The following is an 18874-nucleotide window of genomic DNA, read 5'->3' as shown; positions in this document are numbered from 1 at the left end:
TTTATTTTTTCCGCCAGCGATTTCGTCTTCCCAATTTAACTTGGGATTCTGATTGAGAATTCGGCAACGCTTGGGGACGAGGAAGAAACTGCTGCTCCGCAGAAAAGTAACGCCCTTGCCCACCATAAACCCCGAGCTCAATTAATGTGTTGAGCTCGTTCTGATTCTCAATTCCCACTGCTATAATTTTAGTTTTACTGTTTGCCGCCGCACCTAGCATACTGCGGACAAATAGCTGGTTTTCATGTCGTTGGTCGATTTTTGCTACTAAACTGCGATGAAGTTTAAGGTAACGAATGTCCACTTCTTTTAAATAGTGAGTGCTGACGATGGTACGCCCAGCCTGCCCAACCATTAAGTGGCACCCTAAACCGGCCAGCATTTTAGCGACTGGTCGCATAAAGTCTAAGTGTCTTACAAATTGTGCTTCAACAAACTCAAAACTGAGACACTTTCTCTGCTCACGTGACAACTGTAAGAGTTCATCACGAAACCATTTAAAGTACTCTCGGTTAGAAAATGGCGTTACATTCAAATTGAGCGCATACGATCTTGAGTTATCAAAATTATCCTTAAACTCTCTTAAGAATTTATTAATAACTGACTTATCCATTTGCGCTTCATAACCAACCTGTCTGATCGCAGAAATGAACCGAGACGCTTTAACAATCCCATTCTCAGGATCGCGAATCCGACATGTTAACTCTTCATATAATGATTTTTTATGCGTCGCGTCACTTATTGGATGCACAGATTGTGCGTAGAGTATCACACTTTCTGGTGTAAGTGCTGTGTCAAATAACGTTCTCCATCTCACACTTCCGCGAGCTTCTTCATCGTGGTTCCATTTTTTGAAGCGACTCCAATTATTGTTATTTTGTAGTTGCGCACTACGCAAAGCAGTCTCGGCTTCATCAATGATTTGGCTGTGTCGCTCACCTTCTTTATAAGTGGTGATGCCAATATGGCACCAGTTGTCTGGATCAAGTGGCTCTGGCGGCATTAACTTTTCTAACTGGCGAATGCATTGCGAGGCAAGGTTAGCCACATCTTTCGCACTTTGGTGCGGTAGAAAAAGCGCAAAATCAGCATCGTAATAACGGGAAAATACAACATCTGGGTATCGTTGAACTAAATTGGACAATAAACTCCCAACTTCAACAATAAACTCATCCGTAATTTGCTTATCTTGCTCTTCTTCAACCAGTTTCCAGTCTTGAATACGCACTAGCAACACGGCGCCGCGAGCCCCACTTTCTAGTAACGCCGATTCCAACTTGCTATCAAATAACACTCGGTTAGCGGTACCGGTTAGCTTATCAAGGAAGGTTTGAGTTCGAATAAAGGTATCAAATCGGCTTCGCTCTTGACGCGCATCTTGTAACTCTTCGATTAATACATCGAGCGCTTCACTGGCGGTGTAAGGCCATTCTTTTTTGTCACCTTTGGCATACTGCTCCACCCTACCAGCCAGGATCATTCTGCCTCGCTCTTCGAGCATTTCGGAGCCTTCTAATTGTTCCTTAAGCCATGCTACGCCGCGCATTAAGCAGAAGATGATCAATATAACGGCAAGCGTGATCGACCAAAGCGCCTGCATTGAGTAGCTGTAACCTAAGTAAGGGGGAATTGCTTTAAAGTGAATCGTGTAATCTTGATTGTGAGTCAACTGGTACTCAGCCTCAAACAAGACTGACGCTTCCATTTGATGAGAAGTATCTTTGAAGCGATAAACAACGGCGTTGTTGGTCGACAACGTCATTTCGACAATATTGGAAGCCTGCAGCATCTTCGGCATCCAGCGCTGCATAGAATAAGCAGCGTCAGGATCTTCCATCTCCTTGTCGACCACCTCTACGATCCCTTCTAAATAATGGGTGAGATATTCCTGCCCAAGACGTTTAAAAGAGAGGGTGCCACCGACAAACAAGATAAACATGGCGCAGATAACGATCATGGTGACAAAGGCCACCAGCCGTGTGCTTAACTTAAGAGTTGGGGTATACCTCATGAATACCAAATTCCTTTTTTATTCATCATATACCTTATTGAAATATTTATACTTGATAAGAGTTCATCAAACAATCGGATTAGTCTGATAGTGAGAGGCTGGAGCATAAAGAAAATCACACTCATTGATAAGTTTTATTGTTACGCCTAACCTTGCCAAGATAAGCCTGTGAGATCATTAGATTGCGACAATAAAAAAGGCCGCGATATTCGCGGCCTTTTCGATTCAAGCATAAGCAGAATTTAGAACGGGATATCGTCGTCAAAATCCATTGGTGGCTCATTGTACTGCTGCTGTGATTGCTGCGGAGCCTGTTGTTGTGGTTGCTGTTGCTGAGGCGCATTGTACTGCTGCTGAGCTGGCTGTTGAGGCTGACCCCATCCACCTTGCTGCTGCTGTTGACCGCCCATAGGTGCGCCGCCACCTTGAGCACGACCGCCAAGCATTTGCATCACACCATTGAAGCCTTGAACAACGACTTCAGTTGAGTAGCGATCTTGACCACTTTGATCTTGCCATTTGCGAGTTTGCAGTTGCCCTTCAATGTAAACTTGAGAGCCTTTACGCAAATACTCACCTGCTACTTCCGCAAGTTTGCCGAACAACACAACACGGTGCCATTCCGTTTTTTCGCGCTGTTCGCCAGTCGCTTTATCACGCCATGAATCAGAAGTCGCAATAGTAATGTTTGCTACTGCACCGCCATTCGGCATGTAACGAATTTCAGGGTCGTTACCTAGATTCCCCACCAAAATAACTTTGTTAATTCCACGGCTGGCCATGATGTGCTCCGTTTCACTCTGGATATATAAAATTTTAGCGCATTAGAATAGCACGCTTTAATGTTTTGATTAAAGTCTAATACCATTGTGATCTATTGAGTCATCCTCTAGAACCCAAATCGTATTTCAACTTACGTGTGTAGCATTTTTGATTCGCGTTGCAGACATCGTTTCGTGAAGCTTTGAATTCGAACGCATTTATTCAGTAAAGCGATGGTTATGGCCTCTCTTTAATGCCAGTTTATGGCTTCTATTGAACCCAGGGAGATTGGAACACGTGAGAAAGTCGGCTTACGCAAGAAAGCTATTTCTGATCAGTATGGAAGATAATGCGCAAAAAAAAGTGGCGGCACTCGAAAAGTACGTTGATATGAGCATCCCGGTGATTTCAACCGCAGCACTCATGGAAGCCAAGCCACAACACCGTAATAAAATTCTACTGATCGACTTCAGTGAACATAAATCACTTGTTCAATCGATCAAAAACTTGCCTCTTGTATGGAAAAACTTTGAAACCGTTGTCTTCAACGTGCCTAAAAGACTAACCACAGATGAACTTCTTTCATTTGGTCAATTAAAAGGTGTGTTTTATTCTGAAGATACGCTAGAGCAAATTGGAGAAGGGTTAAAAGGCATTGTTAACGGTCAAAACTGGCTGCCGCGTAATGTAACCAGTCAACTTTTACACTATTACCGCAATGTCATTAATACTCATACTGCACCAGCTACGGTAGACCTAACCATTCGTGAGCTACAAGTACTGCGTTGCCTACAAGCTGGCGCCTCGAACAGTCAGATGGCCGAGGAGTTATTCGTCAGTGAATTCACCATCAAATCGCACTTGTATCAGATATTCAAAAAGCTATCCGTAAAGAACCGAGTACAGGCAATCGCCTGGGCAGACCAAAACTTAATGTCATGATGCAATGTGAGCGGCTCTGATAACTGAAATGACGAGTCGCTCATCTTTTTTCCGCACCGAGTCTCACATTTTTTCCTACTTTATTCATGATTCATTGATACCTCTCGTGTTAAAGTTATGCGCAGATTCTTGATAAAAACGAGATAGGATATTCCCCCAATGATAAAAAAATGTCTGTTCCCTGCTGCAGGCTATGGCACACGCTTCCTACCGGCAACGAAATCTATGCCAAAAGAGATGATGCCAGTCGTGAACAAACCGCTTATTGAATACGGTGTCGAAGAAGCAATCCAAGCTGGTATGAACGGCATGTGTATTGTGACAGGTCGTGGCAAGCACTCGATCATGGACCACTTTGATAAGAACTACGAACTGGAACATCAGATTAGCGGTACCAACAAAGAAGAGCTGTTGGTAGATATCCGTGAAATCATTGAATCTGCAAACTTCACTTATATACGTCAACGCGAAATGAAAGGCTTGGGCCACGCGATTCTAACTGGACGAGAATTGGTAGGTGATGAGCCATTTGCTGTTGTTCTTGCTGATGACCTTTGTGTGAACGAGCAAGAGGGCGTACTGGCTCAGATGGTGGCACTATTTAAGCAGTTCCGCTGTTCTATCGTTGCAGTGCAAGAAGTACCAGCCGAAGAAACACACAAATACGGCGTTATCTCTGGTGAAATGATCAAAGACGACATCTATCGCGTAGACGACATGGTAGAAAAACCAGAGAAAGGCACGGCGCCTAGCAACCTTGCTATCATTGGCCGCTACATCCTGACTCCCGATATTTTTGAACTGATTGAAAACACTGAACCTGGTAAAGGTGGTGAAATTCAAATCACTGACGCGCTGCTAAAACAAGCAAAAGCGGGCTGTGTATTGGCTTACAAATTCAAGGGCAAACGCTTTGACTGTGGTAGCGTTGAAGGTTACATCGAAGCAACTAACTATTGTTTTGAAAACCTGTATCTAAAAGATGAAAAAACCTCTGAGCTAGGTAAGCACGCAACACAAAAAGCTGTATAAAGCATCGTCGTAGTACGAAATTACTGTATCGAAAGCCCTGCACAACGCTGGGCTTTTTACTTTACTGTTTTTTTATCCAGTAATTTTCTTTGCACATTTCTCACACTATGTAATACTTGCCCCACTTGGTTATACATAGAGCAAAAACGATGGATAAAATAGAAGTTCGCGGTGCCCGAACCCATAACCTTAAAGACATTAATCTTACAATCCCTCGCGATAAACTGATTGTCATTACTGGACTAAGTGGCTCCGGTAAATCCTCTCTAGCTTTCGATACATTGTATGCAGAAGGCCAACGACGCTACGTAGAGTCTCTCTCTGCCTACGCTCGTCAGTTTTTGTCTCTGATGGAAAAACCCGATGTCGACCACATTGAAGGGTTATCACCTGCGATTTCTATTGAACAGAAATCTACTTCTCATAACCCGCGTTCAACCGTCGGTACAATTACCGAAGTCTACGACTACTTACGTCTATTGTATGCTCGTGTGGGCGAACCCCGCTGTCCAACGCACCATGCCCCTCTTGCTGCGCAAACCATCAGCCAAATGGTGGACAAAGTCCTAGAGATGCCGGAAGGCAGCAAAATGATGCTATTGGCGCCTATTGTCAAAGAACGTAAAGGTGAGCATGTTAAAACGCTTGAGAACTTAGCGGCTCAAGGCTTTATTCGTGCGCGTATTGATGGAGAAACTTGCGATCTTTCCGATCCTCCAACCCTTGAGCTACATAAAAAGCACACCATTGAAGTCGTGGTAGACCGCTTTAAAGTTCGTCCAGACTTACAACAGCGCTTGGCCGAATCTTTCGAGACCACGCTCGAATTATCAGGCGGAATTGCGGTTGTCGCGCCAATGGATGGCGACGGTGAAGAGATTATTTTCTCCGCCAACTTCGCTTGTCCACAATGTGGTTACAGCATGCAAGAGTTAGAGCCGCGACTTTTCTCATTCAACAATCCTGCTGGTGCATGTGGCACTTGTGATGGCTTGGGCGTTCAACAATACTTCGATCCAAGCCGAGTCATTCAAGATGATTCATTAAGCTTGGCACAAGGTGCGATTCGCGGTTGGGATCAAAAGAACTACTACTACTTCCAAATGCTCACCTCATTGGCCGATCATTATGGTTTTGACCTCCATGCCCCTTTTAATTCTCTGCCAAAGAAAACGCAAGATGTCATTCTAAAGGGCTCAGGTCGTACTGAGATTGAGTTTAAATACATCAACGATCGTGGCGATATTCGCGTTAAACGCCATCCATTCGAAGGTATTCTGAATACCCTAGAACGTCGCTATCGTGATACAGAATCCAACTCTGTCCGTGAAGAGCTTGCAAAATACATCTCCACTAAATCTTGTTCAAGCTGTGGCGGTACTCGTCTACGCCTTGAAGCACGTAACGTGTTTATTGCTGATACGACACTACCTGAGATTGTTGAACTCAGCATTGCTGATGCATTGGAATTCTTCCATTCCTTGAAACTGGAAGGTCAACGCGCCCAAATCGCTGAAAAAGTGATGAAGGAAATCAACGACCGCCTGCAATTCTTAGTTAACGTCGGTTTGAACTACCTAAACTTATCACGCAGTGCAGAAACCTTATCAGGCGGTGAAGCTCAACGTATTCGTTTAGCAAGCCAAATTGGTGCAGGTCTTGTTGGTGTGATGTATGTTCTGGATGAACCGTCGATTGGCCTCCACCAGCGTGATAATGAACGCTTATTAAAAACACTCACTCATTTGCGCGATTTAGGTAATACCGTACTTGTGGTAGAACACGATGAAGATGCGATTCGCTGTGCAGATCATGTCATAGATATTGGTCCTGGTGCTGGCGTACATGGTGGTAATGTTGTTGCGGAAGGCACCATGGAAGAGATAATCGCAAATCCGAATTCTCTGACAGGTCAGTACTTAAGTGGTGTTAAAGAAATCGCAGTACCGAAAGATCGCACGCCGCGAGATCCGAAAAAAACGGTTGAGCTATTAGGCGCAACAGGTAATAACCTTAAAAACGTTAACCTTTCAATTCCTGTTGGGTTATTCAGCTGTATTACAGGGGTATCTGGCTCAGGTAAATCAACGCTGATTAATGATACTTTCTTTAAAATTGCGCATACCCAACTTAACGGAGCGACAACGGCTCAGCCTTCACCTTATAAATCGATTAAAGGTCTAGAGCACTTCGATAAAGTCATCGATATCGATCAAAGCCCAATTGGCCGTACACCTCGCTCTAACCCTGCAACCTATACGGGGATCTTTACACCAATCCGTGAACTGTTTGCAGGCACACAGGAGTCGCGTTCTCGCGGTTACAAGCCGGGCCGTTTTAGTTTTAACGTACGCGGTGGTCGTTGTGAGGCCTGTCAGGGTGACGGTGTTATCAAAGTAGAAATGCACTTCCTACCAGATGTTTATGTGCCATGTGATGTGTGTAAAGGTAAACGCTACAACCGTGAAACGCTCGAAGTACGTTACAAAGGTAAAACTATTGATGAAGTGCTAGAAATGACGGTCGAAGATGCACGCACCTTCTTCGATCCAGTTCCTGCCATCGCTCGCAAACTACAAACACTGATGGATGTCGGTTTGTCGTACATACGATTGGGTCAAGCGGCAACAACACTCTCCGGTGGTGAAGCACAGCGTGTGAAACTGGCGCGAGAGCTATCCAAACGTGATACAGGAAAAACCTTGTACATTTTGGATGAACCAACAACCGGCTTGCACTTCCATGATATCCAGCAGTTGCTCACTGTACTGCACAGACTTCGCGACCACGGAAATACTGTCGTGGTGATCGAGCATAACCTGGACGTCATTAAGACTGCGGACTGGATTATCGATCTTGGTCCTGAAGGGGGTCAGGGTGGCGGCGAGATAATCGCTCAAGGCACACCGGAAGATGTGTCGCAAATCGAGGGATCGCACACAGCTCACTTCCTTAAGCCTATGTTGAAGTAGAAAAAACAGGTAAAGTACCGAGACCAGCAAGTGTTGGTCTTTTTTCATTCAAAACAACGCAATAACTATGGCTACTATACATGTAAGTGGAACAAAGCTTTCTCCCGAAAAAGTACAGGTTCCCCTCAATCGCAAGTTTCTCATTGCCTTGGCAACACTATTTGTGTTGGCAATGCACTTTTTCATGCCCAACCCCGGCGGTTCGGGGCTTTCACTTTCGTTCAATGCGACAACTTGGATTGCTTTTAGCTTTGCATTAGGCATTGGGTGTTACCAACTTGCGAATAATCGAGTACTACGTTACTCAAAACTAACCATCGGCTTGTTCATTAGTGCTCTTATAATGACGGTGCCCATTCTGTACCCAAATGCGAATAGCAGTTTGGCAGCCAATAAGCTCATTGGCCTGTGGTGTGGTGTCCTGTTCTTTATTGTTTTACAACAATTTCATTTCAGTAATAAACATCGCCAACGCCTATTATGGTTCATTGTCCTTGCGGTTGTTATCGAAGCCATTTTTGGTCTGACACAATATCTGTATCTCAAACCAGGCAATCCGTTTGGTTACGACACGGTGGCCAATCGTCCTTATGGTATTTTCCAACAGCCCAATGTAATGGCCAGTTTTCTTGCGACAGGGTTGGTGATTGCCAGCTATTTACTTGCACGTCAGCCCTACAAATACGATCGTAAGTTAAGCGATGTTTACCTTCTCTATGCCGTACCAGTTTTAACTTTACCACTAATTGTGGCGTTGGCTTCACGCACTGGTTGGTTAGCCTCGGTCATCGCCGTGTTGTTGGTCATTCCATACATGTACCGCTTTGCAACCAAAGGGCGCTTTATCCGCTGGGTTGTGTCACTTGTAAGTGGGCTCTTACTCTCAGTCGTTGTCATGCATCTTGCCTTTCCTGATGGAGGTGGGTTAGCCGCAGAAAAAGTAAATATGGAGTCTCCTCGAGCGTATACTTTTCCGCAAACATTAGACATGGTGATTGAAAAGCCTTTTACTGGTTATGGATATGGCAAGTTTGAATCTGAGTACATGCTGTATACGGCTCGTCAACATGCCCTAAATGAGAATTACCCAGCTGGTTTGCCAGCCATGGATCATCCGCATAATGAGCTACTTTACTGGGGAGTCGAAGGTGGCTTGCTGCCAATACTCGGCATCTTCTTAGCGATGGCACTGGTACTGTATCGAATCTATCAAGCCAAACGCGGAACTCGTCTTGCGTTGCTGGCCTTGTTTATACCTATCGTATTGCACTCGCAACTGGAATACCCTTTCTACCACTCTCTCGTGCATTGGTTGATCTTCGTTATCCTGCTGTACTGGGTCGATCAGCGCGTCTCTCGTTATCGACAAGTCGGCTTTAGTAATGTAACCAAAAGCTTGCTGCGTGTTTTTAGTTTGGTACTTCCCGTTGCGTTTACGTTTTACATGGTAAGCGCATTGCATACGAACTATGTATTGACGAAGTTTGAGACCACTAGGCCAACTAATCCTGATATTCTGAATCAAGTCAGTAACCCTGTGGTTTGGAAAGACAGATTTGATTGGGATGTTTATAGCACGTTTTTAAACATTGGGCTGTACCAACAAGACGCAACCTTGATTCAGCCTTATATCGATTGGTCGCTAAAAATCATCAAAGATAAGCCTCGCCCTGCATTTTATAATAATTTGATTTTGGCCTACCAAGGCTTAGATGACTCAAGTAAAGCGGAGCAAATTAGAGCTGAAGCGCAGTTTTTGTTCCCGAAGATTGATTTCAGTGACGTCAATTACCAACCACCTTCTCAAGCAATCTCTGCCTCACCAGCCCCCACTTCAGGTGAAGAGTAATAAGTACAAAAAAGCGAAGGGATGACCTTCGCTTTTCTTCATCTCATTGCTGTATGATTTTATTCAGTGAGTGACTCTTCTAACGCTTTTAAGCACAGCGCAACGTTTTCAGATCGAGCGCCGTAACCCATTAAGCCAATACGCCACGCTTTACCAGCTAATGCCCCAAGGCCTGCACCAATTTCTAGGTTATAGGTTTCTAGCAAGTGAGCACGAACTTTTGCTTCATCAATTCCTTCAGGCACGTAAATCGCATTTAATTGTGGCAACCGATGGGCTTCGTCCACAACAAATTCAAAGCCTAACTTTTGTAAGCCATTTTTGAGTTTTTCATGCATCAGTTGGTGACGAGCCCAAGCGTTTTCTAATCCTTCATTTTTCAGTATCAATAAAGCTTCATGAAGCGCATACAAGCTATTAACTGGCGCCGTATGATGATAACTACGCTTGCCTTCTCCACTCCAATACCCCAAAACTAAACTCTGATCGAGGAACCAACTCTGTACTGGTGTTGTTCTTGCTTGAATCTTTTCAATCGCGGCAGGAGAAAACGTCACTGGTGAGAGCCCAGGTACACATGACAAACATTTTTGACTACCAGAGTAAACCGCATCCAGTTGCCATTCATCCACTTTTAACGGCACACCACCAAGCGATGTCACCGCATCAACAATAGATAATGCATTATGCTGTTTCGCCAGCTTACCCAATGCTTGAGCATCACTGACTGCACCAGTTGAGGTTTCCGCATGCACAAAAGCAAGAACTTTTGTATCTGGGTGCTGTTCGAATGCTTGCTCGACTTTATCAATGGAAACAGGCGTCCCCCATTCATCATCGACGATAACAACTTCACCACCAGCACGGACGACATTTTCGCGCATGCGTTCACCAAATACACCATTACGGCAGACGATCACTTTATCGCCTTTCTCGATCAAGTTTACAAAGCAGGTTTCCATCCCTGCACTACCTGGCGCTGAAACCGCAATAGTGAACTCATTGTCAGTTTGAAAGACATACTTCAATAGCTGCTTGAGCTCATCCATCATACCGATAAACAGAGGATCAAGGTGACCTACAGTAGGACGGCTTAGTGCTTGTAACACTTGAGGATAAATATCAGAAGGACCAGGTCCCATTAAAATACGGTGAGGTGGAATAAAGCTTTGGATCGACATGTCAGCTCCTTGATTATCTTTTATCCTGAGCATTCTAAAAGTTCTATTCAATAACATGGCTCAGGTGTAGGGTTCTTCACCCTAATAGATTTTTCCTCTATCAGCAATTAGCCGTAAGTATAGAGGTCAAACCAGTGTCACAAAATCGTTAATAAAAAACACCATAAAGGTTGAAATATTGATTGACATTAAGGCCTCAAAACCGTTCAATGTTTGAGCTTTATGTAGAAGAGGAGCGCTACCCAGGTAGATGATTTGTGGAACCGCAATTCCAACACCAATCATTGAGGGGGAGTAGTGCCGAGGTAAGTCAAAGTTGCAGGATTTGACTTGTCGGTTGAATTGGGCTGAATCCCATCAACTGTCATCAGCGCAGTCTGATGAAGGGCTTCTGAGGGTAAATTTTTCAAATAGCATTCTAAATACCTCTCTTTTTGCTCTGTTCCTTTTCTCACTAAACATTGGATGTACAATTTTTTAGGAAGTCGTGGGAGAACGCAGTGAGCGCATTTAACGTAGCTAAATTCGGTGGAACCAGTGTTGCCAACTTTGAGGCAATGAGTCGTTGCGCCACCATTATCGAAAACAATCCAAATACTCGCCTGGTCGTGAGCAGCGCTTGCTCTGGCGTCACCAACCTATTGGTAGAACTCGCCAACGGTGTTCAGGATCAAACGCACCGTACTGAGCTGCTGCAAAATCTGGCCAACATTCATGACGCCATTTTAACTCAGCTCGAAGACAGCACGAAAACTGCTGCCGAGGTGTATGGCATATTAGATACCGTAACCAGCCTGGCCGAGGCTGCATCTATCCAAGCTAGTGCGAAGTTAACCGATCATTTAGTCGCATGTGGCGAACTCATGTCGACGCATATTCTAACTCAGTTAATGTGTGAGCGAGGCATTCAAGCTGTGCGCTTTGATATCCGCGATGTGCTGCGTACTGATGACAACTTTGGTCGCGCGGAGCCAAACATTGAAGCAATTTCGACGCTTGCGCAAGATAAACTCGTACCACTTTGCCAACAATCCGTTGTTGTTACTCAAGGCTTCATAGGATCTGACGAAGCCGGTAATACAACAACATTAGGTCGAGGGGGCAGCGATTACAGCGCCGCCTTAATTGCTGAGAGCGTTAAAGCGGCAGGGCTAGAAATCTGGACTGATGTTCCGGGTATCTACACAACAGACCCGCGAATTGCACCAAAAGCCTCACCAATTCCCGAGATCAGCTTTAGTGAAGCTTCAGAAATGGCTAACTTTGGCGCTAAAATCCTTCACCCTTCTACGCTAGTACCCGCATTACGCCACGACATTCCGGTATTTGTAGGGTCATCGAAAGAGCCTGAAAAAGGGGGAACTTGGATTCGCCACCAAGTCGAAAGCTCACCGTTATTCCGTGCGCTAGCTTTGCGTTGTAACCAAACCATGGTAACGCTACGCAGCGCCAATATGTTCCACGCATACGGATTCTTAGCGAAGGTTTTTGAGATCCTTGCAAAGCATAAGATATCTGTCGATTTGATCACAACATCTGAAATCAGTGTATCGTTAACACTTGATCAAACCGATACATCCGGCGGCGCGCCGCAGCTGCCGCAAGCTGTACGAGAAGAGTTAGAAGAGCTATGTAAGGTAGAAGTTGAACATGACCTATGCCTCGTTGCTCTCATTGGTAACAACATGAGTGAGAGTAAAGGCTACGCGAAACAGGTTTTTGGCACGCTAGAAGACTTTAACCTACGCATGATTTGTTATGGCGCTAGCCCTCACAACTTATGCTTCTTGCTCCATGAATCGGTATCGAAACAAGCCATACAAAAACTCCACACCGAGTTGTTTGAGAAGTAAGTTCAACTCAATAAAACAAAGGGCTGCGTATCTGCAGCCCTTTGTTGTTTCATTAGTTGTTACATTTGGACGAGGTAAACATCAATTTAACCGTTAATGTTTGGCCCTAACCATTTTTCAGCCTCGATCCTATCCCACCCCTTACGATCGGCGTAACTCTCTAGCTGATCTTCTTGGATCTGTGCGATCGCAAAGTAACGTGAGTCAGGGTGAGAGAAATACCAACCAGAGACTGACGCGCCCGGATACATTGCATAGCTGGAGGTTAGAGTCATGCCAATATTCTCTTCCACATTAAGTAGCTCCCAAAGCGGTCCTTTTTCAGTATGCTCAGGGCACGCTGGATAACCTGGTGCAGGGCGAATACCTTGGTATTTTTCACGAATGAGATCATCGTTAGATAAATCTTCATCCGCAGCATAACCCCAAATTTCTTTACGGACACGCTCATGCAAATACTCAGCAAACGCTTCGGCTAGGCGATCCGCCACCGCTTGAATCATAATTGCGTTGTAATCATCTCCCTGTGCTTTGTATTCATCAGCAAGCTCTCGTTCACCAATACCACCAGTGACAGCAAATGCCCCTATCCAATCATGTTTACCCGACTCTTTAGATGCGATGTAGTCGGATAAACAATAGTTGAATCCTTTTGGTTTCTCGGTCTGTTGTCGCAAGTTACGTAATACTTTCACAACGTCGGTACGAGTTTCATCAGCATAAACTTCAATGTCGTCCCCCACGCTCGCAGCAGGGAATAAGCCACACATTCCACGCGCTTTTAACAGGCCTTCTCGCTCAACTCGATCAAGTAACTCGTTGGCATCTTCGAATAAACGTTTTGCTTCTTCACCAACTTCTTCATGTTGGAAAATTGTTGGATACTTACCCACAAGTGACCAAGTCATAAAGAATGGTGTCCAATCGATGTATTGACGTAATATAGCCACATCAAAATCATCGAAGATATGAATGCCAGGCTTAACAGGCACTGGAGGGGTGTAAGCTTCCCAATCGATAGCAACTTTATTCGCTCGAGCAGCTTCTAATGTCACTGGTTTGGTTCTCGGTTTCTTTCGATTATGTTGATCACGTACTCGTTCGTAATCAGCTTCAAGTTTTTCAACAAATTCAGGGCGACGTTCATCTGACAGAAGAGAAGTACATACGCCCACTGCACGTGAGGCGTTGTTCACGTAAACCACTGGATGCTTGTAATTTTGCTCAATCTTAACTGCTGTATGGGCTTTTGACGTTGTTGCGCCACCGATGAGAAGAGGTAAGTTAAAGTCGAGACGCTCCATCTCTTTTGCAACATGCACCATTTCGTCTAATGAAGGTGTGATCAACCCTGATAAACCAATAATATCGACGTTCTCTTCTTGCGCTACTTTTAAGATCTTTTCGCAAGGAACCATGACACCAAGATCGATAATTTCGTAGTTATTGCACTGCAATACAACGCCAACGATATTTTTCCCGATATCATGTACATCACCTTTGACCGTCGCTAGCAAAATCTTACCGTTTGTTTGTCCCACCTGCTTTTCTGCATTGATGTAGGGCTCCAGATGCGCGACTGCTTGCTTCATCACTCGTGCAGATTTTACGACCTGAGGAAGGAACATTTTACCTTCACCAAACAAGTCTCCGACGACGTTCATCCCATCCATTAATGGGCCTTCAATCACCTCTAATGGCTTTGAAGCGTTGACACGAGCCTCTTCGGTATCATCAACGATGAACTCAGTTATTCCTTTCACTAACGCGTGCTCTAAGCGCTTTTCAACAGGCCAAGTTCTCCACTCAAGTGCAGAGGCATCCTCCTCTTTACCTACCCCTTTGCCTGCATATTCCGCCGCGATATCTAACAATCTCTCAGTGGCGTCATCACGACGGTTAAGAACGACATCTTCCACAGCCTCACGCAATTTTTCAGGCACGTTATCGTAGATTTCTAACTGACCCGCATTCACAATCCCCATATCCATACCATTTTTAAAACAGTGGTAGAGGAACACCGCGTGAATCGCTTCACGTACATAGTTATTGCCACGGAAAGAGAATGAGACGTTAGAAACACCACCCGAGATCATCGCATGTGGTAAATCACGTTTGATATCGCCAACGGCTTCAATGAAATCCACCGCGTAGTTATTATGCTCCTCGATCCCCGTAGCAATGGCAAAAATGTTTGGGTCAAAAATGATGTCTTCTGGTGGAAAGCCCACTTCATCAACAAGAATTCGGTAAGCGTTGGTACAAATTTCTACTTTGCGCTCACGTGTATCTGCTTGCCCAATCTCATCAAACGCCATCACAATCACAGCCGCACCGTAACGGCGGATCAACTTAGCTTGTTCAACGAATTTCTCTTTGCCTTCTTTGAGAGAGATCGAGTTAACAATGCCTTTGCCTTGGATGCACTTAAGACCGGCTTCAATAACCTCCCACTTGGAAGAGTCAACCATGATTGGTACTTTTGAGATTTCAGGTTCTGACGCACAAAGGTTTAAAAAGCGAACCATACAAGCTTGTGCATCCAACATGCCTTCATCCATGTTGATATCGATAATTTGAGCGCCATTTTCAACTTGTTGACGAGCCACATCGAGCGCTTCATCGTACAGCTCTTCTTTAATTAAGCGCTTAAAACGCGCAGAACCGGTTACATTCGTACGCTCACCGACATTGATAAATAAAGAGTCTTTATCAATAGCGAGTGGCTCTAGGCCAGACAAGCGACAAGCAACGGGAAGTTCAGGTAATTGACGAGGGGCGATATTTTCAACCGCGAGTGCCATTTGGCGAATGTGCTCAGGAGTTGTACCACAACACCCACCAATCAAGTTTAAAAAGCCACTTTGAGCCCACTCTTTAACATGCTTAGCCATATCTTCTGGCGACAAATCGTATTCGCCGAATGCATTCGGAAGCCCAGCATTTGGGTGAGCGGAAACAAAAGATTCTGATATACGAGAGAGCTCTTCAACATAAGGACGCAGCTCATCTGGACCAAGTGCACAGTTCAAACCAAACGAAATAGGTTTAACATGACGTAATGAGTTGTAAAACGCTTCTGTGGTTTGACCGGATAATGTCCGACCGGAAGCATCAGTAATAGTCCCCGAGATCATCACAGGTAACTCAATCCCCATCTCTTCAAACACACTTTCAACAGCAAATGAACAAGCCTTAGCGTTAAGCGTATCGAAGATGGTCTCGATAAGAATAAGGTCTGAACCACCTTTAATAAGCGCTCGAGTCGATTCAGAGTAAGCCTCAACTAACTCGTCGAAAGAAACATTTCGATATCCGGGGTCATTTACATCAGGAGAAATAGAACAAGTTCGGTTTGTCGGCCCTAAAACCCCTGCGACATAACGTGGTTTATCGGGTGTTTTTGCGGTCCATTCGTCTGCAACTTCACGTGCAAGCTTGGCAGCTGCAAAGTTAATTTCTTCACTTAGGCTTTCCATCTCGTAGTCAGCCATCGCAATGGTTGTTGCGTTAAAAGTATTGGTCTCAAGAATATCTGCACCCGCTTCTAAATATGCAGCGTGAATTTCCTTGATAAGTTGAGGCTGACTTAGAACCAACAGGTCGTTGTTACCTTTTAGATCACAATGCCAATCCGCAAAGCGCGTTCCTCGATAGTCTTGCTCTTCAAGTTTGTACCCTTGAATCATGGTTCCCATACCACCATCAATCAAAAGAATACGTTGCTTCAATTGAGCTTCAATCTGTTGTCTTACGTTACTTCCCACAGTACAGCCTCATTCCTTTAGTTATCTTTCCATCCTATCACACAAACTTCAGGAGTCTAGACGTCTAAACGTAGAATTAATGATTATTTTATATCCTTCTTAACTTACAAAATAATCACGAAAAAATGTTTGCTATTTAAGCAGCATCAGCCGAGAATTCCATTCATAAAATGTTACAAATAGAGAGCTCTATGTCGGTCTATCATACTTTATGTTTTCTATCCGCAGCTGCGATGCTAATTGCTTTTGTAAACAGCAAGATAGGAAAGATGCAAACCACCATTGCGATTACTGCAGGTTCAATGGTGCTTTCACTTCTAATCTTAATTGCGGGTCAAAACAACTGGTTCCATCTCACCGAAATTGCGACGGAGACGGTCACAAGGATTAACTTCGAAGATTTCTTGCTCAAAGGCATTCTTGGCTTCTTACTATTTGCTGGTGGACTAGGCATCAAACTCCCGAACCTTAAAGATCAAAAGTGGGAGATCACTGTTTTAGCCCTTGGAGCCACACTGTTTTCCACGTTCTTTATTGGATTTGCACTGTATGGGTTTTGTCAGTTAATTGGCATCCAATTTGATTTGGTCTACTGCTTACTATTTGGTGCTCTAATATCGCCAACTGACCCAATCGCTGTATTGGCTATTGTGAAAAAACTAGATGCTCCTAAACGTATCTCCACTCAGATTGAAGGAGAATCGCTCTTCAATGATGGCTTCGGTTTGGTTATCTTCGTCACTCTATTTACGATTGCATTTGGCACTGAGGCACCAACTGTAGGTAGTGTCACCTTGCTCTTCATCCAAGAAGCTATCGGTGGTATCACATATGGTTTCGTCCTCGGTTTGCTATTCCACTACTTGATCAGTGCCACCGATGATCACTCAATGGAATTGTTACTTACCATTGGTGTCCCAACAGCAGGTTACGCATTTGCTGAATACATCCATGTATCAGGCCCACTCGCGATGGTTGTATCCGGTATTATGATTGGCAACTGGACACGCTTTATTGGCTTTTCAAAAGAGAGTGAAGATCACCTTGACCATTTTTGGGAGCTTGTTGATGAGTTCTTGAATGGTGTGTTATTCCTACTGATCGGTATGTCGATGCTGCTATTTGAATTCCACAAAGAAGACTGGATCATGATGGCTATTTCGGTCCCTCTTGTACTAGCAGCTCGCTATCTAAGTGTATTTCTTTCTTACATAGGCTTTAAACGTTACAGAAAATATAATCCATGGTCAGTGCGTATTTTGACGTGGGGCGGCTTACGCGGGGGCCTTGCATTGGCAATGGCACTTTCCATTCCATCTGGTATTTGGGTGATTCAAGATAAGTTAATCGATGTAAAAGAGATTATTCTTGTAATGACCTACTCCGTCGTTGTTTTCTCTATCCTCATTCAAGGCTCAACAATCACTCCAATGATTGAAAAAGCAAAAGCAGAAGAGAAGAAGATGGAAGAGAATAACCAAGCAATAACCACTCCGGAACATACGGAGCCATTGGACTCTTAAAGACACGTAACTTAATAAATAAAAAGCAGCTACCTAGCTGCTTTTTTCATAACTAATTTTCAGACTCCCCTTCAAGGACGAATGCTCCTTATTCTTTGATATACCCTCAAATATACTAAGAATCGCTACGCTACATTTTCATAGATACTAACTATTGCCGATAGATAGTATTCATAGACGAGCCTTTTAATTTACCCATTTTCATCTGTATCACTTCTCTTCCCTTGGCAATATAGGCTCCTCGCAAACATCAAAGCTAAACTTCCACAATACTTAGCAATGAGCGAGTTTGTATTTTTATGAGAAAGAGACATTTAGGGTGATTGCGTTCAGAACCCAAACAGGTTAGCAACCTCACCAAGATAAAACTGAGCTAGCATTCAGTAGATCAAAGCCTTAACAGAAATTTAGCCCCCTCCCTCTTGATCTCAGTGAGACTAAACTTGTATTCAAAGTCATCCTATTTTCAAATTAGAAACAAGCGACACTTCAAACAATTAAACTCTGTCACATAACTAGATTTTCTAATATCGAATAAAAGGAGCTTTGGTGAATGAAGAGGCTCAAAACTAGCGCTCGAGACTGCAGAAACCACACAAAACTGCGTTCCACTTCACTCATGACAGGGCTTAGAAAGCATCGCCAGAGGGAAGCCTGCCTCTCGATGCAAGGTTTCAATATGAAAGTGGGTTTAAGGTAAGTCAGGTAACCAAAACGAAAAAAGCCTCAGTCTTTCGACTGAGGCTTAATATAAGTGGCGGAGTGGACGGGACTCGAACCCGCGACCCCCGGCGTGACAGGCCGGTATTCTAACCAACTGAACTACCACTCCGCAGTGGTATCACTCGCTTTAATAAGCAAGCGTCCGCTTTTGTCTTCACTTTTCGAAAAAGTGAAAATAAAACTAAAGCCTGGCGATGTCCTACTCTCACATGGGGAAGCCCCACACTACCATCGGCGCTATTTCGTTTCACTTCTGAGT

The 18874-nt window shown here is 44.3% G+C and carries 10 protein-coding genes, 1 tRNA gene and 1 riboswitch; of the genes, 6 read left to right on the top strand and 5 right to left on the bottom strand.

All coding sequences use genetic code 11. The features are described from left to right. Window position 1: 1 nt before the first annotated feature. Entirely contained in the window at window positions 2-2011 is a 2010-nt protein-coding gene (gene csrD, locus MTF70_RS21025) for an RNase E specificity factor CsrD (protein ID WP_005381201.1), read from the bottom strand. 242 nt (window positions 2012-2253) lie between these two features. Beyond that, window positions 2254-2793: a single-stranded DNA-binding protein gene (locus MTF70_RS21020; RefSeq protein ID WP_005381235.1), complete on the bottom strand. Its 540-nt coding sequence runs from the start codon at window positions 2791-2793 to the stop codon at window positions 2254-2256. Window positions 2794-3070: 277 nt separating this feature from the next. Here MTF70_RS21020 and MTF70_RS21015 point away from each other — a divergent pair, with 277 nt between their 5' ends. The 4 genes from MTF70_RS21015 to MTF70_RS21000 all read left to right on the top strand — a co-directional run bounded on the left by MTF70_RS21015 (window position 3071) and on the right by MTF70_RS21000 (window position 9568). Further along, complete coding sequence (locus MTF70_RS21015) at window positions 3071-3715, top strand: LuxR C-terminal-related transcriptional regulator (RefSeq protein ID WP_005381237.1); 645 nt, start codon at window positions 3071-3073, stop codon at window positions 3713-3715. Window positions 3716-3874: 159 nt separating this feature from the next. Beyond that, the gene (gene galU, locus MTF70_RS21010) at window positions 3875-4747 is read left to right on the top strand and encodes a UTP--glucose-1-phosphate uridylyltransferase GalU (RefSeq protein WP_005381239.1); all 873 of its coding nucleotides are present in this window, start codon (window positions 3875-3877) and stop codon (window positions 4745-4747) included. 149 nt (window positions 4748-4896) lie between these two features. Then, window positions 4897-7719 (top strand): excinuclease ABC subunit UvrA, encoded by a 2823-nt coding sequence (gene uvrA / locus MTF70_RS21005; protein ID WP_033907424.1) that lies wholly within the window; start codon window positions 4897-4899, stop codon window positions 7717-7719. A gap of 67 nt (window positions 7720-7786) precedes the next feature. Beyond that, entirely contained in the window at window positions 7787-9568 is a 1782-nt protein-coding gene (locus MTF70_RS21000) for a PglL family O-oligosaccharyltransferase (RefSeq protein ID WP_054575330.1), read from the top strand. A gap of 59 nt (window positions 9569-9627) precedes the next feature. On the opposite strand, the gene MTF70_RS20995 is transcribed toward MTF70_RS21000, so the two are convergent. After that, complete coding sequence (locus MTF70_RS20995) at window positions 9628-10749, bottom strand: alanine--glyoxylate aminotransferase family protein (RefSeq protein ID WP_054575331.1); 1122 nt, start codon at window positions 10747-10749, stop codon at window positions 9628-9630. A 220-nt stretch (window positions 10750-10969) separates the two neighbouring features. Beyond that, window positions 10970-11148: riboswitch (Lysine riboswitch) on the top strand. Between the two features lie 101 nt (window positions 11149-11249). On the opposite strand from MTF70_RS20995, the gene lysC reads away from it, so the two are divergent. Next, window positions 11250-12602, top strand: a complete 1353-nt coding sequence (lysC, locus tag MTF70_RS20990; RefSeq protein WP_042523508.1) for a lysine-sensitive aspartokinase 3 — start codon at window positions 11250-11252, stop codon at window positions 12600-12602. An 86-nt stretch (window positions 12603-12688) separates the two neighbouring features. Here the strand turns inward: lysC and metH are convergent, their stop codons facing one another. After that, window positions 12689-16369: a methionine synthase gene (gene metH / locus MTF70_RS20985; protein WP_205461589.1), complete on the bottom strand. Its 3681-nt coding sequence runs from the start codon at window positions 16367-16369 to the stop codon at window positions 12689-12691. Between the two features lie 191 nt (window positions 16370-16560). Between metH and MTF70_RS20980 the strand changes: the two genes are divergently transcribed. Continuing rightward, window positions 16561-17892 carry a sodium:proton antiporter gene (locus MTF70_RS20980; RefSeq protein WP_031781147.1) on the top strand — a complete coding sequence of 444 codons (1332 nt, stop codon included), beginning with the start codon at window positions 16561-16563 and terminating at the stop codon, window positions 17890-17892. Window positions 17893-18647: 755 nt separating this feature from the next. Here the strand turns inward: MTF70_RS20980 and MTF70_RS20975 are convergent. Then, window positions 18648-18724 (bottom strand) — tRNA-Asp (locus MTF70_RS20975). Window positions 18725-18874 lie beyond the last annotated feature (150 nt).

The sequence above is a fragment of the Vibrio sp. 2CM40D genome (assembly GCF_023161825.1).
GTDB lineage: Bacteria > Pseudomonadota > Gammaproteobacteria > Enterobacterales > Vibrionaceae > Vibrio > Vibrio alginolyticus.
This window is presented reverse-complemented; position numbering and strand designations above follow the sequence as displayed.

Bases quoted from the DNA above. Each gene is read 5' to 3' on its own strand.
- csrD (WP_005381201.1), bottom strand. From the start codon at position 2,011: ATGAGGTATACCCCAACTCTTAAGTTAAGCACACGGCTGGTGGCCTTT.
- galU (WP_005381239.1), top strand. From the start codon at position 3,875: ATGATAAAAAAATGTCTGTTCCCTGCTGCAGGCTATGGCACACGCTTC.
- uvrA (WP_033907424.1), top strand. From the start codon at position 4,897: ATGGATAAAATAGAAGTTCGCGGTGCCCGAACCCATAACCTTAAAGAC.
- MTF70_RS21000 (WP_054575330.1), top strand. From the start codon at position 7,787: ATGGCTACTATACATGTAAGTGGAACAAAGCTTTCTCCCGAAAAAGTA.
- MTF70_RS21020 (WP_005381235.1), bottom strand. From the start codon at position 2,793: ATGGCCAGCCGTGGAATTAACAAAGTTATTTTGGTGGGGAATCTAGGT.
- MTF70_RS20980 (WP_031781147.1), top strand. From the start codon at position 16,561: ATGTCGGTCTATCATACTTTATGTTTTCTATCCGCAGCTGCGATGCTA.
- MTF70_RS20995 (WP_054575331.1), bottom strand. From the start codon at position 10,749: ATGTCGATCCAAAGCTTTATTCCACCTCACCGTATTTTAATGGGACCT.